The sequence below is a fragment of the Natronoflexus pectinivorans genome (assembly GCF_004345615.1).
Classification (GTDB): Bacteria; Bacteroidota; Bacteroidia; order Bacteroidales; family Marinilabiliaceae; genus Natronoflexus; species Natronoflexus pectinivorans.
The window spans coordinates 180,075-196,430 of the sequence record NZ_SLWK01000007.1; the positions used below are offsets into that span (position 1 = coordinate 180,075).

The window sequence follows — 16,356 nt, forward strand, 5'->3', positions numbered from 1 at the left end:
AATGGTGAGAATTAATAGTTAAATTAGCACGAATTGCCGCTCGGTTTGCCAAGAATTGGAAATCGACGTAGTCAAATTCGCACCAACAGATGGTAGGGTGTTTTCAACATTTGGTCCCGAAATCATACCTGGAAGAATGGTCATTCCATCTAATGTTACCAATGTTAGCATAAGATATATTGTTCCTGAAGGTTTTATTAGTCCTGGCCTCCCCATAGAACCATGGCTTACAACTATTACAGGTTTTAAAAGATATTGACAAATGACAAAACAAACGATTACTTTACTATTATTATTAGGATGGGTTACATGTTATACTCAAAATCTGGTAAAAAATCCTCGCTTTGAGCTGTATTATCATTTACCAGATTTAAAATATGAATTTGGTGAACGTTACCAGGATTCTGCATTTATTTGTAAATATTGGCACAAGGTAAATGAAACAACCCCTGATTATTATCACGTTAATGCAATTAATGAAAGGTATTTAATTCCTAATAATCCCTTTGGTTTTCATCCGGTTATAACAGGCAGTGCATATGTTGGATTTGTTCCATTTGGATTAGTTGGAGGCACTGAACCGATTTCCGGAGAATTTAAAGAGCCATTAGAGAGAGGGAAGCTATATGAAGTTAGTTTTTCATATCGCTACGCAGGGGTGAATGCTTATTTTTATCTTGATAGGATTGAATGCATTATCGGGAAAGATCTTGATCAGTTTAAGTATATTCGAATGCGAGGAATGACTTCTTATGAGCGAATTATAACTCCAGGGATGAATGCGAATGTTAAGTTTGAAAAAACGCTTAACAATAATGGTGATTGGAACAGGATAACCGGGTTTTATAAAGCTGAAGGTGGTGAACGATATATTACTTTTGGATTCTTTTACCAGAACGAAAAGCTAAACAAAATAATAAGAGAGTATGTATCTCATAATTTTGTTTTGGGGCACAATTCTCATCTAGAGGATAGGTTCTTTAGAAAGCACCGAAAACATTTGACATTTATTCATCGTAACCCTGATTATGTTCCAAAAACAGAAAACAGGATGCTTGAATTGACTTTCGAAGAAGAAACAATAAAAACAAGTTCTATTTATCAAGAACGGATTTCTTATTATTTCATTGATGATGTTTCGGTTAAGGAAGTGAAATAGGATATCTGTTCTTAGTATTGGAGTAAGTGTTATGCGTATTGCTGGAATAACCCGCTGATTTATACGGATCCATCAGGGGAACTGATATGGATAATTCCAAATATCGGTTGGAGCAAATCAGGTGGTTTAAGCATTGGTGTTTCGGTCGTATTGTTCAAGCCTACAAAAGGCAAGGGTTGTTTTCAGTGCATAATATGCCATTTAATGGTGTAAGTTTTTATCAATCTCAGTTAAGTTTGTTTGGAGTGCCGCACCCAACTTACCCAAGTCGTTTTTCATGGATTTATAAAGTACCAAGAAGATGGTAAGATTTTATATGTTGACTATATTTTTCGCCTTAGCAGCTTTTGTTAATGCTCAAACTTTAGATACTGCAAAAGTTGAAATGATTGCCTTTATCGAGGAAGCACCTTTTTTTAATGGTAATTTGAAAGAGTTTATTCAAGGAGAATTAGTTTATCCGTTAAGTGCCAAAAAAGATACTATTGAAGGTACTGTTGTAATATCTTTTAAAATAGATACTTTGGGCTTAACTGTTAATCATAAAGTTGTCAAAGGCATCAGAGAAGATTTGAATAACGAGGCTCTTAGGGTTGCAAAACTAATTAAGTTTGACAGGCCTGCATTGCAAAAAGGCAGACCAATAGAAGTGGAATATACTGTTCCTGTTGTGTTTGACTTACGACATCTAAAAAAGAAATCAAAGTGTAAAAGATAATAGCAAAAAAGCCCGGCACTTTTTTTACTTTATAAGCCCAGCTTTTTTGAGCAGTTCAATAATCTGTTCTTTGGTAATGTTTTCGAGTTGGCCCTTGTCGTAGATGTACACGAGGTAAACCTCGTTATCTTCAGTTACAAGGTAAGTTATAACCCTTGCGCCACCAGACTTCCCTTTGCCTTTAGAGGTAATGGCCATACGAATTTTATGAATGCCATGGCCAAGGTTTATACCGGAATTCGGTTGTTCTTTCAGGATTTTGGTAAGTTCCTGTAAATCGGCTTTCAGGGAAGGATATTTCTTAGCAAGTTTCTTGAAGAACTTTTTAAAGTCGGGGGTTGGATATACGCTATAACTCATTTAAAAAATCTTCAGCCGATTGTTTTTCTATTTTGCCTTCCTGCATCAGTTTAACCTGATTAAGGCTATCCTGCAGTTCTTTCAATGCATTTTTATCCACTTCCGGTATTTCCACGTAATCCAGCGTTTTAATAAATTCTAAAAATGTACTGAATTTATTTTCTCGAATATTTATTGTCAATTGTTTCATAATTTAATGTTTATACGGCATAAGCCTGTTTTGCCTAAATGTCACAAATTACCGTTGGTGCGAGTGTCTTTGCGCTCCCGAAAACGGAATTTCGTAAACTCAAAAAACGGCCGCTCGGCTCTGCCGCTTGGTTTACCAAGAAAGCTGAGCGGTACCTCATTCCTTTTTAGTTTTCAAGTTTTAACCAAAAATGGTTTTAGTATTGAATATACTGATTCCACAAGATAAAGATAGCAAAAAAGGTTTGCTAAATCAATCCGTTGGAGCGAGTTTCTTTGCTTGCAAAGAATAGAATCCTGATTCCTCGGGAGACGTAGTCAAATTCGCGCCAACGAATATTTTTAGAATTCAATCATACAAGAGGCTGCCCTGAGAGGCAGCCTCTTTTTAATGTATCAAAAAGTTAAAGAGAATTCCCAGTTTGTGTATTGATGTTAATTTGATTGCGTAATATCTTTGATTTTGTAAATTGTGTTAACTGTCTGTTGTGTTGATTAAGCAGATGGATTTGCTTAATTTCGTATTTAACTAATTGATAAAAAATGGTTAAGAGGTTTGCTTTTAAGATGTTCCTTAAGCCTGGGTTCAAGGATGAATATAAAAAACGTCATGATGAGATATGGCCGGAACTGGAAGAACTCATTCGATCAACTGGCGTGTACGATTACTCTATTTTTTTGGATGAGGAGACCAACATCCTTTTTGCTGTTCAGAAACAAAAAGGAGAAGCATCGTCTCAGGACTTGGGCAGTAATCCAATAGTTCAAAAGTGGTGGGCTTATATGGCAGACATTATGGAAACAAATCCAGATAATTCGCCCATCACGATTCCTTTGGATGAGGTGTTTTATTTGGACTAATGTCAAGTCAATCATATATTGACGGGTTAATATAGCGCGTTTGGCTTTCCCCCTTGGCTTCGACGTGAGCGAGGAAGGCAATTCATATTTGACTTGACGCGAGCCTTTTATCGTGGAGTAATTCCGATTTCGATACAATGATATATAGATTTTTAATAAAAAAATATACTGTTATGAGTTTTTTTTCTGGTTTTAAAAAGCACAGCAATTCAAAAGGTTACTTATTGATATTTATGGCCTTTTGGCTTTTGTTTTCTTCTTGTGAGGAAGATTCTGCTCAAAAGGTAAAAGTTTGGCCGGAAGTAACAAACGAAATGAAACCATGGACTCGTTGGTGGTGGATGGGAAGCGCAGTGAACGAGTCAGATCTTACTTTTGTGCTTGAAGATTTTGCTGCCAGAGGTATTGGTGGTGTCGAGATTGCTCCCATTTATGGAGCAAAAGGATATGAAGACCAATACATCGACTTCCTTTCGCCGCGTTGGATGGAAATTCTTCAGTTTGTAGTGCAAAAATCCAACGAATTGGGAATGGAAGTTGATATGACCAATGGAACTGGTTGGCCATTTGGTGGCCCTCATATTACAAACGATGTTGCTGCACGCAGGTTAGTCATGCAGGAATATCAGGTAAGTTCAGGACAAACAGAACAGCCATTAATCATTCTTAACGATCAACGTCGTCGGGAATATGGTGCACCATTAATAGCAATAACAGCATATGGGCCAAATGGAGAAATCGAACTTGTGACGGAATATTTAGATGAAAATAACCGGCTTACATGGCAACCGGAATCAGGAACATGGGATGTTATTGCAGCTTTCAATGCTCACAACCGCATGTTGGTTAAAAGAGCAGCCCCTGGTGGAGAAGGTTATACGTTCGACCACCTGAATGCTCCCGCTTTAAGTCATTATTTATCGAGATTTGATGAGGTTTTTGAAGGTAAAAATCCTGGTGTACGTTGTTTTTTTAATGACAGTTATGAAGTATTTGGTGCCAGTTGGAGTTATGGATTTCTCGATGAATTCAATAGTCGGAGAGGTTATGATTTGAGACATTTTTTCAGAGAGTTAAATGGTCAGGGAGATTCTGAAATCATTGCACGAGTAAAGTCTGACTATCGTCAGACCATGTCTGAATTGTTAATCCAGAATTTCAGTTCTCAATGGACTGCGTGGGCCAACAACAAAGGCGCAAAAACCAGAAATCAATCCCATGGATCACCTGCCAACCTGATAGATGTTTATGCAACGGTTGATATACCGGAAATCGAAACTTTTGGTGGGGAGTATTTTCCTATTGATGGTTTCTTTTGGGATGAGGATTATGTCAGTCCTGCCGACCACAACCCATTGTTTTTAAAGTTAGCCGCTTCCGCGGCTAATATTACAGGTAAACGACTGGTGTCCTGCGAGACATTTACATGGGTAGGAGAGCACTTCAGAGTTCCACTATCTCAATGTAAGCCTGAAGCCGAACAGGTTTTTCTTTCAGGTGTTAACCATATTTTTTATCATGGATCAACCTACTCACCACAAGAGGCCATGTGGCCCGGGTGGTTGTTTTATGCGTCTGTTCACTTTGGCCCTACCAATAGTTTTTGGCCTCATGTAAGTGGACTTAATGAGTACATTACTCGTTGTCAGAGTATCTTACAGCAGGGTACTGCTGCTAACGATATTTTGGTATATTGGCCTCTTTTTGATACCTGGCAAAGTGAAGAAGGATTGGAGATGATGATGGCTGTTCATGGATCCAGAAGATGGTTGAATTTGCCAAAAATTCAATCATTGCTTGATCGCGGTTATGCCTTTGACTTTGTGTCTGATTCATTGTTGGGAACTCTTACGCCACAAAGTAATAAATTACTTACCATCGATGGTCAAAATGCATACAGTGCAATTGTAGTTCCCGAGTGTCATAACATGCCACTTGAAACATTGGAAAAGCTAATTCGCTTTGCTGAAAGTGGTGTTCCGGTAATATTTGAGAATCTTCCCAAAGATGTTCCCGGTTTAAGTAACCTTGAAGAGCGAAGAAACATGATGAGAGTTCTTTTAAATGAGTTCTCTGAAGAACTTCAATCAGAAGGCGTTACCCTTAAAAGAAGCTCCCGGGCTGAGTTTATTCTTTCAGATGATCCGGAGGCAGCTCTTGCCTATGCCGGTGTTGAAAGAGAGAAGTTTACTGATATGGGGCTGAAATATTTGCGTCGCCACTCCAGCGAAGGTCTTTATTACTATCTGGTAAATCATACCCCGGATAATATAGATGCCGTTATACCGGTTAACTTCACAGCCAAACATGTGGTCATGTTGGATCCTCAAACTGGGCATTACGGATTAGTTCCTGCTAGTACTTCCAATGGGAAATCCAATATTAAACTACAGGCCAGGTCAGGTGAAGCATACTTCCTTTTGTTTACAGAGAAAGATGTAAGCGAGGTGCCACAGTGGATTTATAGAAAATCCCTTACTAACGAGTTTATTGTAGATGGAGAGTGGGAAATTGAGTTCTTTGAAGGTGGTCCATCTCTTCCAAGCTCAGTAAAAATAAGTGGTTTAAAGCCATGGACTGAACTAGGAAATGCCCAGATGAACAAATTCTCAGGAACCGCACGATATACCATCAACTTTAATTATGAAGGTAAATCCCATCCTGAATATATGTTAGATCTTGGAAATGTGATGCATAGTGCAAGGGTAATCCTAAATGGAAACGATCTTGGGTTGGTTTGGAGTCCACCATACATCATTAATATAGGGGAATATCTTAAAGATGGCGACAATGTTTTGGAAATTGAAGTTGCCAATCTGATGGCTAACCGAATCAGAGACATGGACATCAATAACATCGAATGGCAACTTTTTCATGAGATTAATTTTGTAAACATCCGCTACAGACATTTTGATGCTTCCGATTGGGAGGTGATGCCTTCCGGGCTTGAAGGTCCGGTTAAAATCATCCCTCAAATAAATATCCCTGCAAATGTACCTGGTGATTTGGTTAAGGATGGAAAAGAGGAAGCAGAGTTGGTGTTTAATTTTGGATCGAAATTGGTGAATGATGAATACTTCCCTGTTCAGTCCTCCTCAGTATACAATCCGGTAATTGGCTATGGATTTGATTTTGGAACGAAACCGCTGTCGACAATGGACGACAGCTCCCGATTTTTTTTTTAGAAGGTTGCTGTTATTCCTCTGAATCATTCTATTTTTCGGTGGATTTGCCGGAGGGGAATTATCTGGTAACAATATATTCCGGACATCCTCTTATGGAGTCATCTCTTACGGTTAAAGCAGAATCACGAAGGTGGATGTTAGAGGATATTGTAACTCAACCCGGTGAAATTGCAGAAAATTCATTCGTGGTTAATGTCAGATCTCCATATATTTCAGATATGGATTCCATCATACGAAAACCGCGTGAATATGATTATCTCAATTGGGACAAAAAGTTAACATTAGAATTTACAGGGGTAAATCCTTCTGTATATGGGTTGAAAATAATACATCAGGATGATATAACAACCATATTTCTTGCAGGTAATTCAACTGTTGTTGATCAGGAATATGAGCCATATGCTTCTTGGGGACAAATGATAACGAGGTATTTCGACCAAAATGTTGTGATAGCCAATTATGCCGAATCGGGGGAGTCTTTGTCATCCTTTAAGAGTGCCGGCAGATTAAAGAAAATCCTAAGTGAAATGAGTTCTGGCGATTACCTTTTTATTGAATTCGGGCATAATGATCAAAAAGAATCAGGTGAAGGAATTGGCCCCTGGACATCATTTACTGATTTATTGAATGAGTTTATTGAAGAAACCCAAAATGTTGGAGGAAATCCGGTTTTGGTAACCCCAATGCATCGACGTGTTTTTGATGAGAGCGGCAGTGTTGTTGCTACCCACGATGAATATCCTGATGCAATGCGGGTTGTAGCCAAAACCACAAATGTACCTTTGATTGATCTTAATCTCAAGAGCAAAAGTGTTTATGAAGCCTGGGGGCCTCATGAATCAAAAAGAGCGTTTGTTCATTACCCGGCTGGAACTTTTCCCGGGCAAAATAATGATTTAAGGGACAATACCCATTTTAATAATTATGGAGCATGGATTATGGCGCTTTGCATTATAAAAGGGATGAGAGAGAGTACCCCGTTGTTGGCCGAATTTTTAGCTGCCGATGCACCTATGATTGACACGAGTGCACCTTTTCCTTTCTCGAATTGGACCATGCCACATAGTTTTAGGACAACCGCAGAAAAGCCTGATGGAAATTAATCTGTTTGCTTTACAATTACAATATAAGTTAATGAACTGGTGAGCTGATGAACTAATAACCTCTCAACCTAGAACCTCTCAACCTAAAACCTAGAACCTGGAACTTAAAACCTAGAACCTAGAACCTAAAACCTATTAATACGAATAACTTAAAGAACATTTTCAAATGAAACGATTTTTTTCACTCTTATTAGTAGCATTTATAGCATTTGGTGCAACCTCGCAGGAATGGCTGACGAAAGTAGGTGCACAGAGTTTTCCTGATGGAGAACGGATTTACAGAGTAAATGACTACAATGACGTATTTGAAGGGTACCCGCCCATTGCATCTACATCCGGAATTCAGGCAGCCATTGATGATTGTGCGGCTAGTGGAGGAGGTAAAGTAGTTTTTGATCCTGGTGTTTATCATACAGGAGCACTATTCCTTAAGGATAATGTTAACCTAGTAATTGGTGAAGGGGTAGAATTGCGTGCACTTATTGGTCTTGAATATTATCCGGAAATAAAAACACGTGTTGCAGGAATTGAAATGATGTGGCCTTCAGGAGTTATCAATATTCTTGACAAATCAAATGTGGCGATTACAGGCGGTGGATTAATTCATGCACAAGGCAAATTTCATTGGGAAAGGTATTGGAATCTAAGGCATGAATATACACCACAGGGATTACGTTGGGCTTCAGATTATGATTGTAAAAGAGTTCGTACCATTCAGGTTTCTAATTCTACCGATGTAACATTGGAGGGTTTCAGAGTTAAGCAGGCGGGTTTTTGGACAGTGCACATTCTATATTCCCGGCATGTAACTGTTAACGGGTTAACCATCAGAAACAACATTGAAGGTATGGGCCCAAGTACAGATGGTGTCAATGTGGATTCTTCTTCCTTTGTGCATATTTTTAATTGCGATGTAGATTGCAATGACGATAATTTCACAATTAAAGCTGGACGTGATGCTGACGGACTGCGCGTTAATATTCCTTCAGAATATATTTATATCCATGATAATATTGCCAGAAGAGGAGGAGGAGCTTTGGTTATTGGCAGTGAAACTTCAGGATGGATTCGGCATGTTAAAGTCGAAAACATGAAGGCCATCGGAACAAACCATGTAATGCACCTTAAATCTGCATTTACCCGCGGAGGTGGTATTGAATACATTGAACTGGATAACGTTCAGGCCGAAAACGTGCGAACATTCTGTACAGTTACTTTAAACTGGAACCCTGAATATAGCTATGCTACTTTGCCGGAAGGCATGGATGAAATGCCTGAACACTGGAAGGTGATGTTGCAGGAAGTTCCACGAGAGCAAGGCATTGCCACCATTAGAAATGTGAAATTATCCAACATCCATACCATCAATGCACAAACAGCTTTTCATGTAACTGGAGCCGAAGAGTCTCAAATAACAGGATTCAGTTTTAGCAATATTTTTGTGCAGGCTCAAAGAGCAGGTGTTTTATCGCATGTAAGAGATTGGACAATGGAGAGTGTAACCATTAAAACACCCGGTGCACAGGAGTTGGATTTGCGCAATACAAGAAGGGTTAGGATGAATAGGGTTGAATATAAATAAAGATCTGTATTTGGTTGTTTTTGATGTGTGTGAAATGAGAAACCGGAAAACGTTCCGGTTTCTTCACTTATTTATTCATCACTTCGCATTTCTGATGGAGGTTGGCCCATTTTATTTTTAAAAAGCCTGCTAAAATAGTGTATGGAATCAAACCCTGTTTCATATGCAACTTGTTTTATTGGCATGTCGGTAGCCAACAGTAGTTCCTTTGCCCGCATAAGTCTTAAGTGTAAATGATATTGCCCCGGTGACACACCCGTATGTTTCTTAAACATCTTTCGAAAGTAGGAATACCCAAGATTAAGAGATGATGCAAGTTCTTTAAAATCTAGATCCTGATGAAGGTTATCCCTCATGATGAACTTAGCATCCTCCATGGCGATTTCCAATGGTTTTCCCTTAAAGTCTCTGTTTTTTACATGTGAAACTACCGAGCCAAGTAAGCGAATGGCTATGCCTGATGATATCAGCTGAAATCCGGGCTTTTCTTTTTGTGCAAGTTCGAATATTCGGTGATAGCAATCAAGAACACTCTCTTTCAGGCCACATTTAATCACCGGACTTTTTGCATTTAAAATTGGATTAGTAAATAATCGGTCAATTATATCCCCTTCAATACCAATGTAATGCTCCACCCATCCGGTTTTTTTATTGGGCCTGTATCTATGCCACACTCCGGGTTTTATAAGCATTATGGTTCCAGCTTCGATCTTGTGTTTTTCCGATTTTGTTTCCAGTACCCCACTTCCTTCTGTAATGTAATTAATTTGGTATTCTGAAAGTGTTCTTCCGGAACTCCAATTAAAAAAGTAGCCATTAGGATGTTCTGGAGCAGGATATATAGCTCCTGGTTCAACGGTAGCTTTCCCTACTACATTAAAAGCTATTCCCCATTGTTTATCTTCTTGGTTAGAAGTGAGATATTTAAAAAAATCATCCATAAATTGGTGGTGGTTAGTTGGCGTGTAAAGTGATTTTGGAATCGTAATGTTATAATCAAAAATTGTACCGTTTTAAGGTAAGGGCGAGGGCTTATATAAAGCTATGGGCGAGGTTTTGATGGGGTATCGTATTTCTGTTTTCTTTGATTCCGATAGATGCTTTTTGAATATGATGTTATATAAACATTATGCTCTGTTACAAAAAAATCACAAACATTAATGATTAAACGTTAAAACGTTTAATCAAAATGCTTCATTGCATCATAGATTCAAATCTCAATTTCAACTAAAACTGCGTAAAAATAGCATTTTAAAGGATTTTTACTATTCTATTTAAACTTTATTTTCTCAAGGTTATTACTGTTATGCAAGTTTATGTAATGTTTTTTGTGTATAAATCGAGAGAATATTAGTTATTTAACTCACTAATTTGACCTAAGTGTCAAATTAGTTAAAACAAATGCCAGTTTGTGTATTGTTGACTGATCTATTATTAAATAATTTTGTAATAGTTTTACTTTTTTTGGAAGTTTAGCTTAAGAAGCCTGGCAAAATCGTTATTCGCCAGGCAGAACAACAACCGAGATGATTTTTTAAATAAAATATTAAACAGATGAAACGAGCCATGAGAAAGAGTTCTCACACAGGGGGATGATTATCTGGCGAGTTCCATCTGATTACTAAAAACAAATTATAAACAGATGAAACGAGCCATGAGAAAGCTTTTCTCACACAGGAGAATGACTGGATTGGCGAGTTCCATGTGACCTTAAAATACAAATTATAGACACATGAAAATTACTATTTTATCTTTTTTATTATTGGTTTCTACCGTTGGGTTTTCACAACGACATCTGGAACGCATTAATTTTGATTGGAAGTTTACCATTGGAGATTTTACTGATGGTTACAAAGTTGATTATGATGATTCAAGATGGGAAACGGTGCATTTGCCACATGATGCCAGCATAGCTGGACCTTTTGTTCGTGACAGCCTAAACTCAGATAGACAAAACGGGTTTCTTCCCAGGCAAAAGGGTTGGTATCGAAAATATCTGGAATTAAATAAGAACCTGGATGGTAAGCGCGTGTTTATTGAGTTTGAAGGGATTTATAGAGATGCACGTGTTTTTGTGAATGGTGATAAAGTAGCCCATCAATTGAATGGTTATATGGATTTTATCATTGATGTCACCGACCATGTAAGTCAAGGATCTAATCTCATCGCGGTTAGTTATGATAATACCGATATGGAGAGCTCAAGATGGTACAACGGCGAGGGGATTTATAGAGATGTTTGGTTGCTTATAACAGAGGATGTTCATGTCGACTATTACGGAACGTATATAACTACACCTTTTATTATAGAAGATTATGCAAGAGTCAATTTGCAAACTGAAGTAAAAAATCATCGAAATGATAGTTTGACAATTACTCTAAAGAGTGACATTGTCTGCCCTAACGGGGAGGTTCTTCAAACAATAATTAATACTGTGCCTTTTGGCCCGGGCGAATTGTTTGTTTTTCGTCAATATGGACAGGTGAATAATCCAAAATTATGGGATTTGAATACGCCTTATCTATATAAATTAAAATCGTCTGTTATAGTAGACGGAGAAGTTACTGATATCTATGAAACCAATTTTGGAATTAGAACTGTTGAGTTTTGTCGATATCAGGGATTATTGCTCAACGGACGCAAGGTTTTGGCTAAAGGAGTAAACATTCACCATGACTTAGGACCTTTGGGTGCTGCAGCTTTTGAAAGAGGTTTTGAACGTCGTTTGGAAGGTCTTAAAAGACTTGGCGTAAATGCCATCCGGCTGGCTCACAATCCCCACGCCAAGTTTATTCTTGATTGGTGCGACCGGAATGGAATGTTGGTTGTTGATGAGCCATTTGATAAATGGAGCGATCAGTTTTTTGGACAGGGTAATGATTTTGAAAAACACTGGAGACCTACATTAAAGGCATTTTTAAAAAGAGATCGTAACCATCCTTCCATCATTATTTGGAGCGCTGGGAATGAAGTCTCGCAACAGCGAAGTCCCAGATATGATTTTGGTGTTCCCATGATGAAAGAGATGTATGATTTTATAAGGACGCATGAACCATCACGTATGATTACGACAGGGCTTCATCCATCCAGAGCAAGAGGCGTGCATCGTACGGCAAATTATTACAGAGCAGGCCCTCCGGAGATGGTTTTTTATATGGATGTGGTAAGTACCAACTATCGGGAGGAATTTTGGCCGGTTGATAAAGCAAAGTATCCACAATTGATATTTATGCTTAGTGAAGCTCAGGTAGGAAACCTGGGAAATGAGTGGTTCAATTTTGATCATCGCAGTTCAGTAGGGTTATTCTATTGGGGCGGAACCGATTATATTGGAGAATCTTTTGGATGGCCAGCCAAAGGATGGGTAAACGGAATTATTGATTGGAATGATCACTGGAAACCCTTCAGTTATTATATACACAGTCTGTTTGCCGATGAACCCATGGTTCACATTACTTCCTTCGACAGAGGAAGTGTTGTCGAGAAATACTGGAATGAGGTAGAATTGCGATATCAGCCCATGTTCTCTCATTGGAATTGGGAAGGATTGGACTCTATTAGCGTTTATACTTTCTCCAACACGCATGAAGTTGAACTTATACTGAATGGGCGATCTTTGGGAGTCAAGCAAGTTCCGGAAGAATACTATACTAAGGACATTCGTGGTTATACTGCCGAGGAGTTTGATCCTGACAATCCCATCAACTTAGGACCTCCAATGCATGAAAACCTTGAATGGCGGATACCATATGAACCCGGTACAATTACAGCCATCAGCAGAATTGATGGTAGAGAAGTTGCACGTCATGAACTACAAACAGCAGGAGAACCATATCGCATTGTATTGGAACCCGATCGTGATGTTATTAATGCCGATGGTTTGGATTTATCCTATATCACCGTTAAAGTGGTTGATAGAAATGGCATATTGGTTCCGCATGCTGATCATAACATAACCTTTAGGGTTACAGGTGCGGGGTCAAATATTGCTGTTAGCAGTGCAGATATGGTGAGCGATGAGTCGTTTGTATCTGATCAGAGAAAAGTTTTTCAAGGTAAAGGATTACTGGTGGTCAGAGCAGATAGAAAACCAGGAACAATACGTGTGAGAGCGTCGGGTAGGGGTGTAAGAAACGCGAATTTAGAAATTGAAGTTAGATAATCATTCTCTCTATTGAAGTGGAAAGAGGTTTTGCTGCAATGCAAAACCTCTTTTTTGCTTAATGCATTATTCCTGATATCTAAATGCAGATTGAGCTTTTCTTGTATAAAGCAGACTCACGAAAATATTAGATCATAATCACACAACTAATGCATAACAGAAACCTCAAGAATAGTTTTTGTAGTGGATGTAATTTTATACCTGTTGTCGATTCTGTGGCCGATGACCCAGGCAATATCATCGTTGTTAATGAGCAACCATGTGTTCTCTTTCTCCACCAGAGACAGTTTCTGGTCAATAAAAAAATCACTGATTTTTTTAAAGTGCGTCATTCCCAGTGGCTGAAATCTATCTCCCGCATTAGGAGTTCGCACTATTAAAGGAAAATCGATTAAATCTGCATCAAGGTGCACTTTTTTGGGATTTACCGAAAATGAAAAATCATCTCTCTTTTTAAAAGTTTTGATGGAGAGTCTGATGGGCTGATCAATTTCTTCTGTTTCGCTGTTTATGTAGTATTGGTTTATATCGGTTTCCGATTTGGGAACCAAAACCAAATTGTAGCGGTCAACCACCAGCCGGTGCGTTTGCGAGAAAAACTGTTTTCCGGGAATGCCATTCATGCTGTCAGCGATGTTATGAATTACTGAGCCTGAAAATCCATAAGGTTGAAGAATTTCAAACAGCATGCTCTTTTTTTGCGAATGCTCATTGAGTTGCTTTATTGGAATTAACAGGGAGTCTCCTGTTCCTGCTATCATTTCTTCCTTCACCTTCACTGCCTCCGCCATGAAAATTTGCCAGGCTTCGGTCAGATATTCCATGTTGTTTTGCATGGTATTGAAAAAGGAAGGATTAATCTCTTTAAAAAGAGGTACTATCTGGTGTCTTATTTTGTTCCGTAAATAAGTCGTTTCGTGATTTGTGGAATCTGTTCTGAACGGAATGGATTGTTGATTGCAGTATTCAATGATTTCCTGAGATGTGGCAAACAATAATGGTCTTATGATAGAATCTCTTTGGTATGCTATTCCTGTCAGACCTTTTAAACCTGTGCCCCTGGCCAGGTTTAAAAAGAATGTTTCAATGGCATCGTCTCCATGATGGCCTGTGGCTATTAGTTTAATCTCTTTTTCTCTGCAAATCGTATTAAAAAGTTCGTATCGCAATTCCCGGGCGGCCATTTCTATAGAAATTCCATTTTCAGTAACATAAGCGGTGGTGTCAAAACGCTCTGTTATCAACTCAACATCCCATTCTTTGCAAATATTTTGCACAAAAATCTCGTCCTCATCAGACTCGCGCCCACGCAAAGAAAAATTACAATGCACAGCCAGACATTCCATCTCCGAATGCTTTAGCAGATGCAGTAATGCCATAGAGTCCGCGCCTCCGCTCAAAGCAACCAGAATGCGTGATGATCCAACGACCCCGCACTGATTTACCAAAGTGTCTCTGAATTTTTGTACGAATTTCTCAATATTCATCTTCATTTTATCTGTTGACATTCGTTGTGTTGTGAAAAGTTTGAGGTTCGATGTTTAAAGTTCAAAGTTTATAGTTCAAAGTCTAATGTTATCAACCATAAACCATAAACCCTCCAACCTGATTCCCTTGAACCTATCCCCCTAACACCATCCCCGCCTTCAACAAGCATTCATTGTATTCGTCTTCTGCATTTGCCAAAGCTGTAATGGCGCTTCCGGCCCAATAAGATGCCGTTTTTTTCTCTTTGTCGTAAAACAAAGTACGTATCAATACATTGAAATCAAAATCTTTTTCGGGTGTAATGTAACCAATTGAGCCGGAAAAAAGCCCTCGGTTTCGTGGTTCAAATTGATCTATGAGCTGCATGGCACTGATTTTTGGTGCACCCGTCATAGAGCCCATTGGGAAGGAATGGATAATGGGAGCCACCCACTCTTCCGGATTTTTTAATTCTGCCGATATGGTTGAAACCACTTGGTAAACATTTGGAAATGCGTAAGCATTGCAAAGTTCTTCAACCTTTACGGAGCCTTTAGCAGCAACGTGTGAGAGGTCGTTTCTTACCAAATCGGTGATCATGATGTTTTCGGATCGTTCTTTTGTTGAATTCTTAAGCTGTTCTAAAATTTTTGCATCCTCTTCCGGAGTTTTGCCCCGGGGGGCTGTCCCTTTCATGGGCATGCTGTATAGATTGTTGCCTTTTTTTGTCAGATATCTCTCCGGTGAAGCCGATATGGCGTATTTATCGCCATATTTCAGGAATGCTGAAAAGGGCATGGGGAAACGTTCTGTAAATTTGAAAAAGACCTGAGCCGGGTCAATTTTTATCTCTTCAGCAAAAAACTCCATGCAGTAATTTACTTCGTAAATATTACCCCGTTGTATATGCTCCTGAAGTTTTAAAACATGTTCCATATAAGATTCCTTGCTGATTGCAGGCTGCAATGCCAAACGGAAATCTTGAGTATGATTTGTGATGCTCTGACTTTTGATTTTGTCAATATGTTCCAAAGCTGTTATTTCTGAATCATACTCAGGATCGTAACCTATTTGCCATTGCTCATGATAATATCGAATCATCCATTTAGGCCTGAAGAAGAATAAATCAGGAAATTCAATTCTGGAACTTTTATTGGTTTTCAGATTCGGGAACAACTCATTTTTCAAATCGTATGATAAAAAGCCGAAGTACCAATCTGCTTTAGTCATCGTCTGTTTTAACTCATTAATCGGTTTCTGGACTTCTTCCAGTACATCCAGTGCAGCTAGTAGGCTCTCAGATTGTAAAGCATGGTAGCAACCATTTGAAATATTGCTCGCATCGTAAAGAATTGTGGCATATTTTACCTTGGCAGTTGATTGAATCAACTGCTTTAGGAATAGTTGATGGTTGTTTTCGTTGAATGTAATCCATTTTCGCATGGACGCAAATTTAATGTTTTCTGGTCAAGACTGAATAAGATGAGATCGACAGAGTTTTGTAATTATTGCAATTTTTGGGGAGGTTGTGAATTTCGATGGTTATGATGCTTATTTTTTTGAGGAAAGA

Annotated in this window: 13 protein-coding genes; 8 read left to right on the forward strand and 5 right to left on the reverse strand. The window is 38.7% G+C overall.

Annotation, left to right across the window (positions count from 1 at the left end; all coding sequences use genetic code 11):
- Positions 1–262 precede the first annotated feature (262 nt).
- The 3 genes from EV194_RS10900 (at position 263) to EV194_RS10910 (ending at position 1,877) form a co-directional block, all read left to right on the forward strand.
- Positions 263–1,159 (forward strand): hypothetical protein, encoded by an 897-nt coding sequence (locus EV194_RS10900; RefSeq protein ID WP_132434067.1) that lies wholly within the window; start codon positions 263–265, stop codon positions 1,157–1,159.
- A gap of 86 nt (positions 1,160–1,245) precedes the next feature.
- Entirely contained in the window at positions 1,246–1,467 is a 222-nt protein-coding gene (locus EV194_RS10905) for a hypothetical protein (protein WP_132434068.1), read from the forward strand.
- A complete protein-coding gene (locus EV194_RS10910; protein WP_132434069.1) occupies positions 1,461–1,877 on the forward strand; it encodes an energy transducer TonB in 417 nt (138 codons plus the stop codon). Before EV194_RS10905 ends, EV194_RS10910 begins: the two co-directional genes overlap by 7 nt.
- 24 nt (positions 1,878–1,901) lie before the next feature.
- Here the strand turns inward: EV194_RS10910 and EV194_RS10915 are convergent, their stop codons facing one another.
- Both EV194_RS10915 and EV194_RS10920 read right to left on the reverse strand, forming a co-directional pair.
- Positions 1,902–2,237 (reverse strand): type II toxin-antitoxin system RelE/ParE family toxin, encoded by a 336-nt coding sequence (locus EV194_RS10915; protein ID WP_132434070.1) that lies wholly within the window; start codon positions 2,235–2,237, stop codon positions 1,902–1,904.
- Positions 2,227–2,427 (reverse strand): hypothetical protein, encoded by a 201-nt coding sequence (locus tag EV194_RS10920; protein WP_132434071.1) that lies wholly within the window; start codon positions 2,425–2,427, stop codon positions 2,227–2,229. The genes EV194_RS10915 and EV194_RS10920 overlap by 11 nt, the downstream gene beginning before the upstream one ends.
- A 542-nt stretch (positions 2,428–2,969) precedes the next feature.
- Between EV194_RS10920 and rhaM the strand changes: the two genes are divergently transcribed.
- The 4 genes from rhaM (at position 2,970) to EV194_RS10940 (ending at position 9,157) form a co-directional block, all read left to right on the forward strand.
- Positions 2,970–3,287 (forward strand): L-rhamnose mutarotase, encoded by a 318-nt coding sequence (gene rhaM, locus EV194_RS10925; RefSeq protein WP_132434072.1) that lies wholly within the window; start codon positions 2,970–2,972, stop codon positions 3,285–3,287.
- Positions 3,288–3,460: 173 nt separating this feature from the next.
- Complete coding sequence (locus tag EV194_RS10930) at positions 3,461–6,472, forward strand: glycosyl hydrolase (protein WP_165921868.1); 3,012 nt, start codon at positions 3,461–3,463, stop codon at positions 6,470–6,472.
- Positions 6,473–6,510: 38 nt separating this feature from the next.
- Entirely contained in the window at positions 6,511–7,575 is a 1,065-nt protein-coding gene (locus EV194_RS10935; RefSeq protein ID WP_165921869.1) for a rhamnogalacturonan acetylesterase, read from the forward strand.
- Between the two features lie 166 nt (positions 7,576–7,741).
- Positions 7,742–9,157: a glycoside hydrolase family 28 protein gene (locus EV194_RS10940; protein ID WP_132434075.1), complete on the forward strand. Its 1,416-nt coding sequence runs from the start codon at positions 7,742–7,744 to the stop codon at positions 9,155–9,157.
- A 71-nt stretch (positions 9,158–9,228) separates the two neighbouring features.
- Here EV194_RS10940 and EV194_RS10945 read toward each other — a convergent pair whose 3' ends face one another.
- Positions 9,229–10,098: an AraC family transcriptional regulator gene (locus EV194_RS10945; protein WP_132434076.1), complete on the reverse strand. Its 870-nt coding sequence runs from the start codon at positions 10,096–10,098 to the stop codon at positions 9,229–9,231.
- Positions 10,099–10,889: 791 nt separating this feature from the next.
- On the opposite strand from EV194_RS10945, the gene EV194_RS10950 reads away from it, so the two are divergent.
- Positions 10,890–13,319, forward strand: coding sequence for a glycoside hydrolase family 2 TIM barrel-domain containing protein (locus EV194_RS10950; protein ID WP_132434077.1), 2,430 nt, complete (start codon positions 10,890–10,892; stop codon positions 13,317–13,319).
- Between the two features lie 146 nt (positions 13,320–13,465).
- Here EV194_RS10950 and tilS read toward each other — a convergent pair whose 3' ends face one another.
- Complete coding sequence (gene tilS / locus EV194_RS10955; RefSeq protein ID WP_243699395.1) at positions 13,466–14,827, reverse strand: tRNA lysidine(34) synthetase TilS; 1,362 nt, start codon at positions 14,825–14,827, stop codon at positions 13,466–13,468.
- Positions 14,828–14,939: 112 nt separating this feature from the next.
- Positions 14,940–16,229 carry an anthranilate synthase component I family protein gene (locus EV194_RS10960; RefSeq protein ID WP_132434078.1) on the reverse strand — a complete coding sequence of 430 codons (1,290 nt, stop codon included), beginning with the start codon at positions 16,227–16,229 and terminating at the stop codon, positions 14,940–14,942.
- Between the last annotated feature and the right edge of the window lie 127 nt (positions 16,230–16,356).

Excerpts from the sequence above, each read along its gene's own strand:
- EV194_RS10900 (WP_132434067.1), top strand. The coding sequence starts at position 263 with ATGACAAAACAAACGATTACTTTACTATTATTATTAGGATGGGTTACA.
- EV194_RS10905 (WP_132434068.1), top strand. The coding sequence starts at position 1,246 with ATGGATAATTCCAAATATCGGTTGGAGCAAATCAGGTGGTTTAAGCAT.
- EV194_RS10910 (WP_132434069.1), top strand. The coding sequence starts at position 1,461 with ATGGTAAGATTTTATATGTTGACTATATTTTTCGCCTTAGCAGCTTTT.
- EV194_RS10915 (WP_132434070.1), bottom strand. The coding sequence starts at position 2,237 with ATGAGTTATAGCGTATATCCAACCCCCGACTTTAAAAAGTTCTTCAAG.
- EV194_RS10920 (WP_132434071.1), bottom strand. The coding sequence starts at position 2,427 with ATGAAACAATTGACAATAAATATTCGAGAAAATAAATTCAGTACATTT.
- rhaM (WP_132434072.1), top strand. The coding sequence starts at position 2,970 with ATGGTTAAGAGGTTTGCTTTTAAGATGTTCCTTAAGCCTGGGTTCAAG.
- EV194_RS10930 (WP_165921868.1), top strand. The coding sequence starts at position 3,461 with ATGAGTTTTTTTTCTGGTTTTAAAAAGCACAGCAATTCAAAAGGTTAC.
- EV194_RS10940 (WP_132434075.1), top strand. The coding sequence starts at position 7,742 with ATGAAACGATTTTTTTCACTCTTATTAGTAGCATTTATAGCATTTGGT.
- EV194_RS10945 (WP_132434076.1), bottom strand. The coding sequence starts at position 10,098 with ATGGATGATTTTTTTAAATATCTCACTTCTAACCAAGAAGATAAACAA.
- EV194_RS10950 (WP_132434077.1), top strand. The coding sequence starts at position 10,890 with ATGAAAATTACTATTTTATCTTTTTTATTATTGGTTTCTACCGTTGGG.
- tilS (WP_243699395.1), bottom strand. The coding sequence starts at position 14,827 with ATGTCAACAGATAAAATGAAGATGAATATTGAGAAATTCGTACAAAAA.
- EV194_RS10960 (WP_132434078.1), bottom strand. The coding sequence starts at position 16,229 with ATGCGAAAATGGATTACATTCAACGAAAACAACCATCAACTATTCCTA.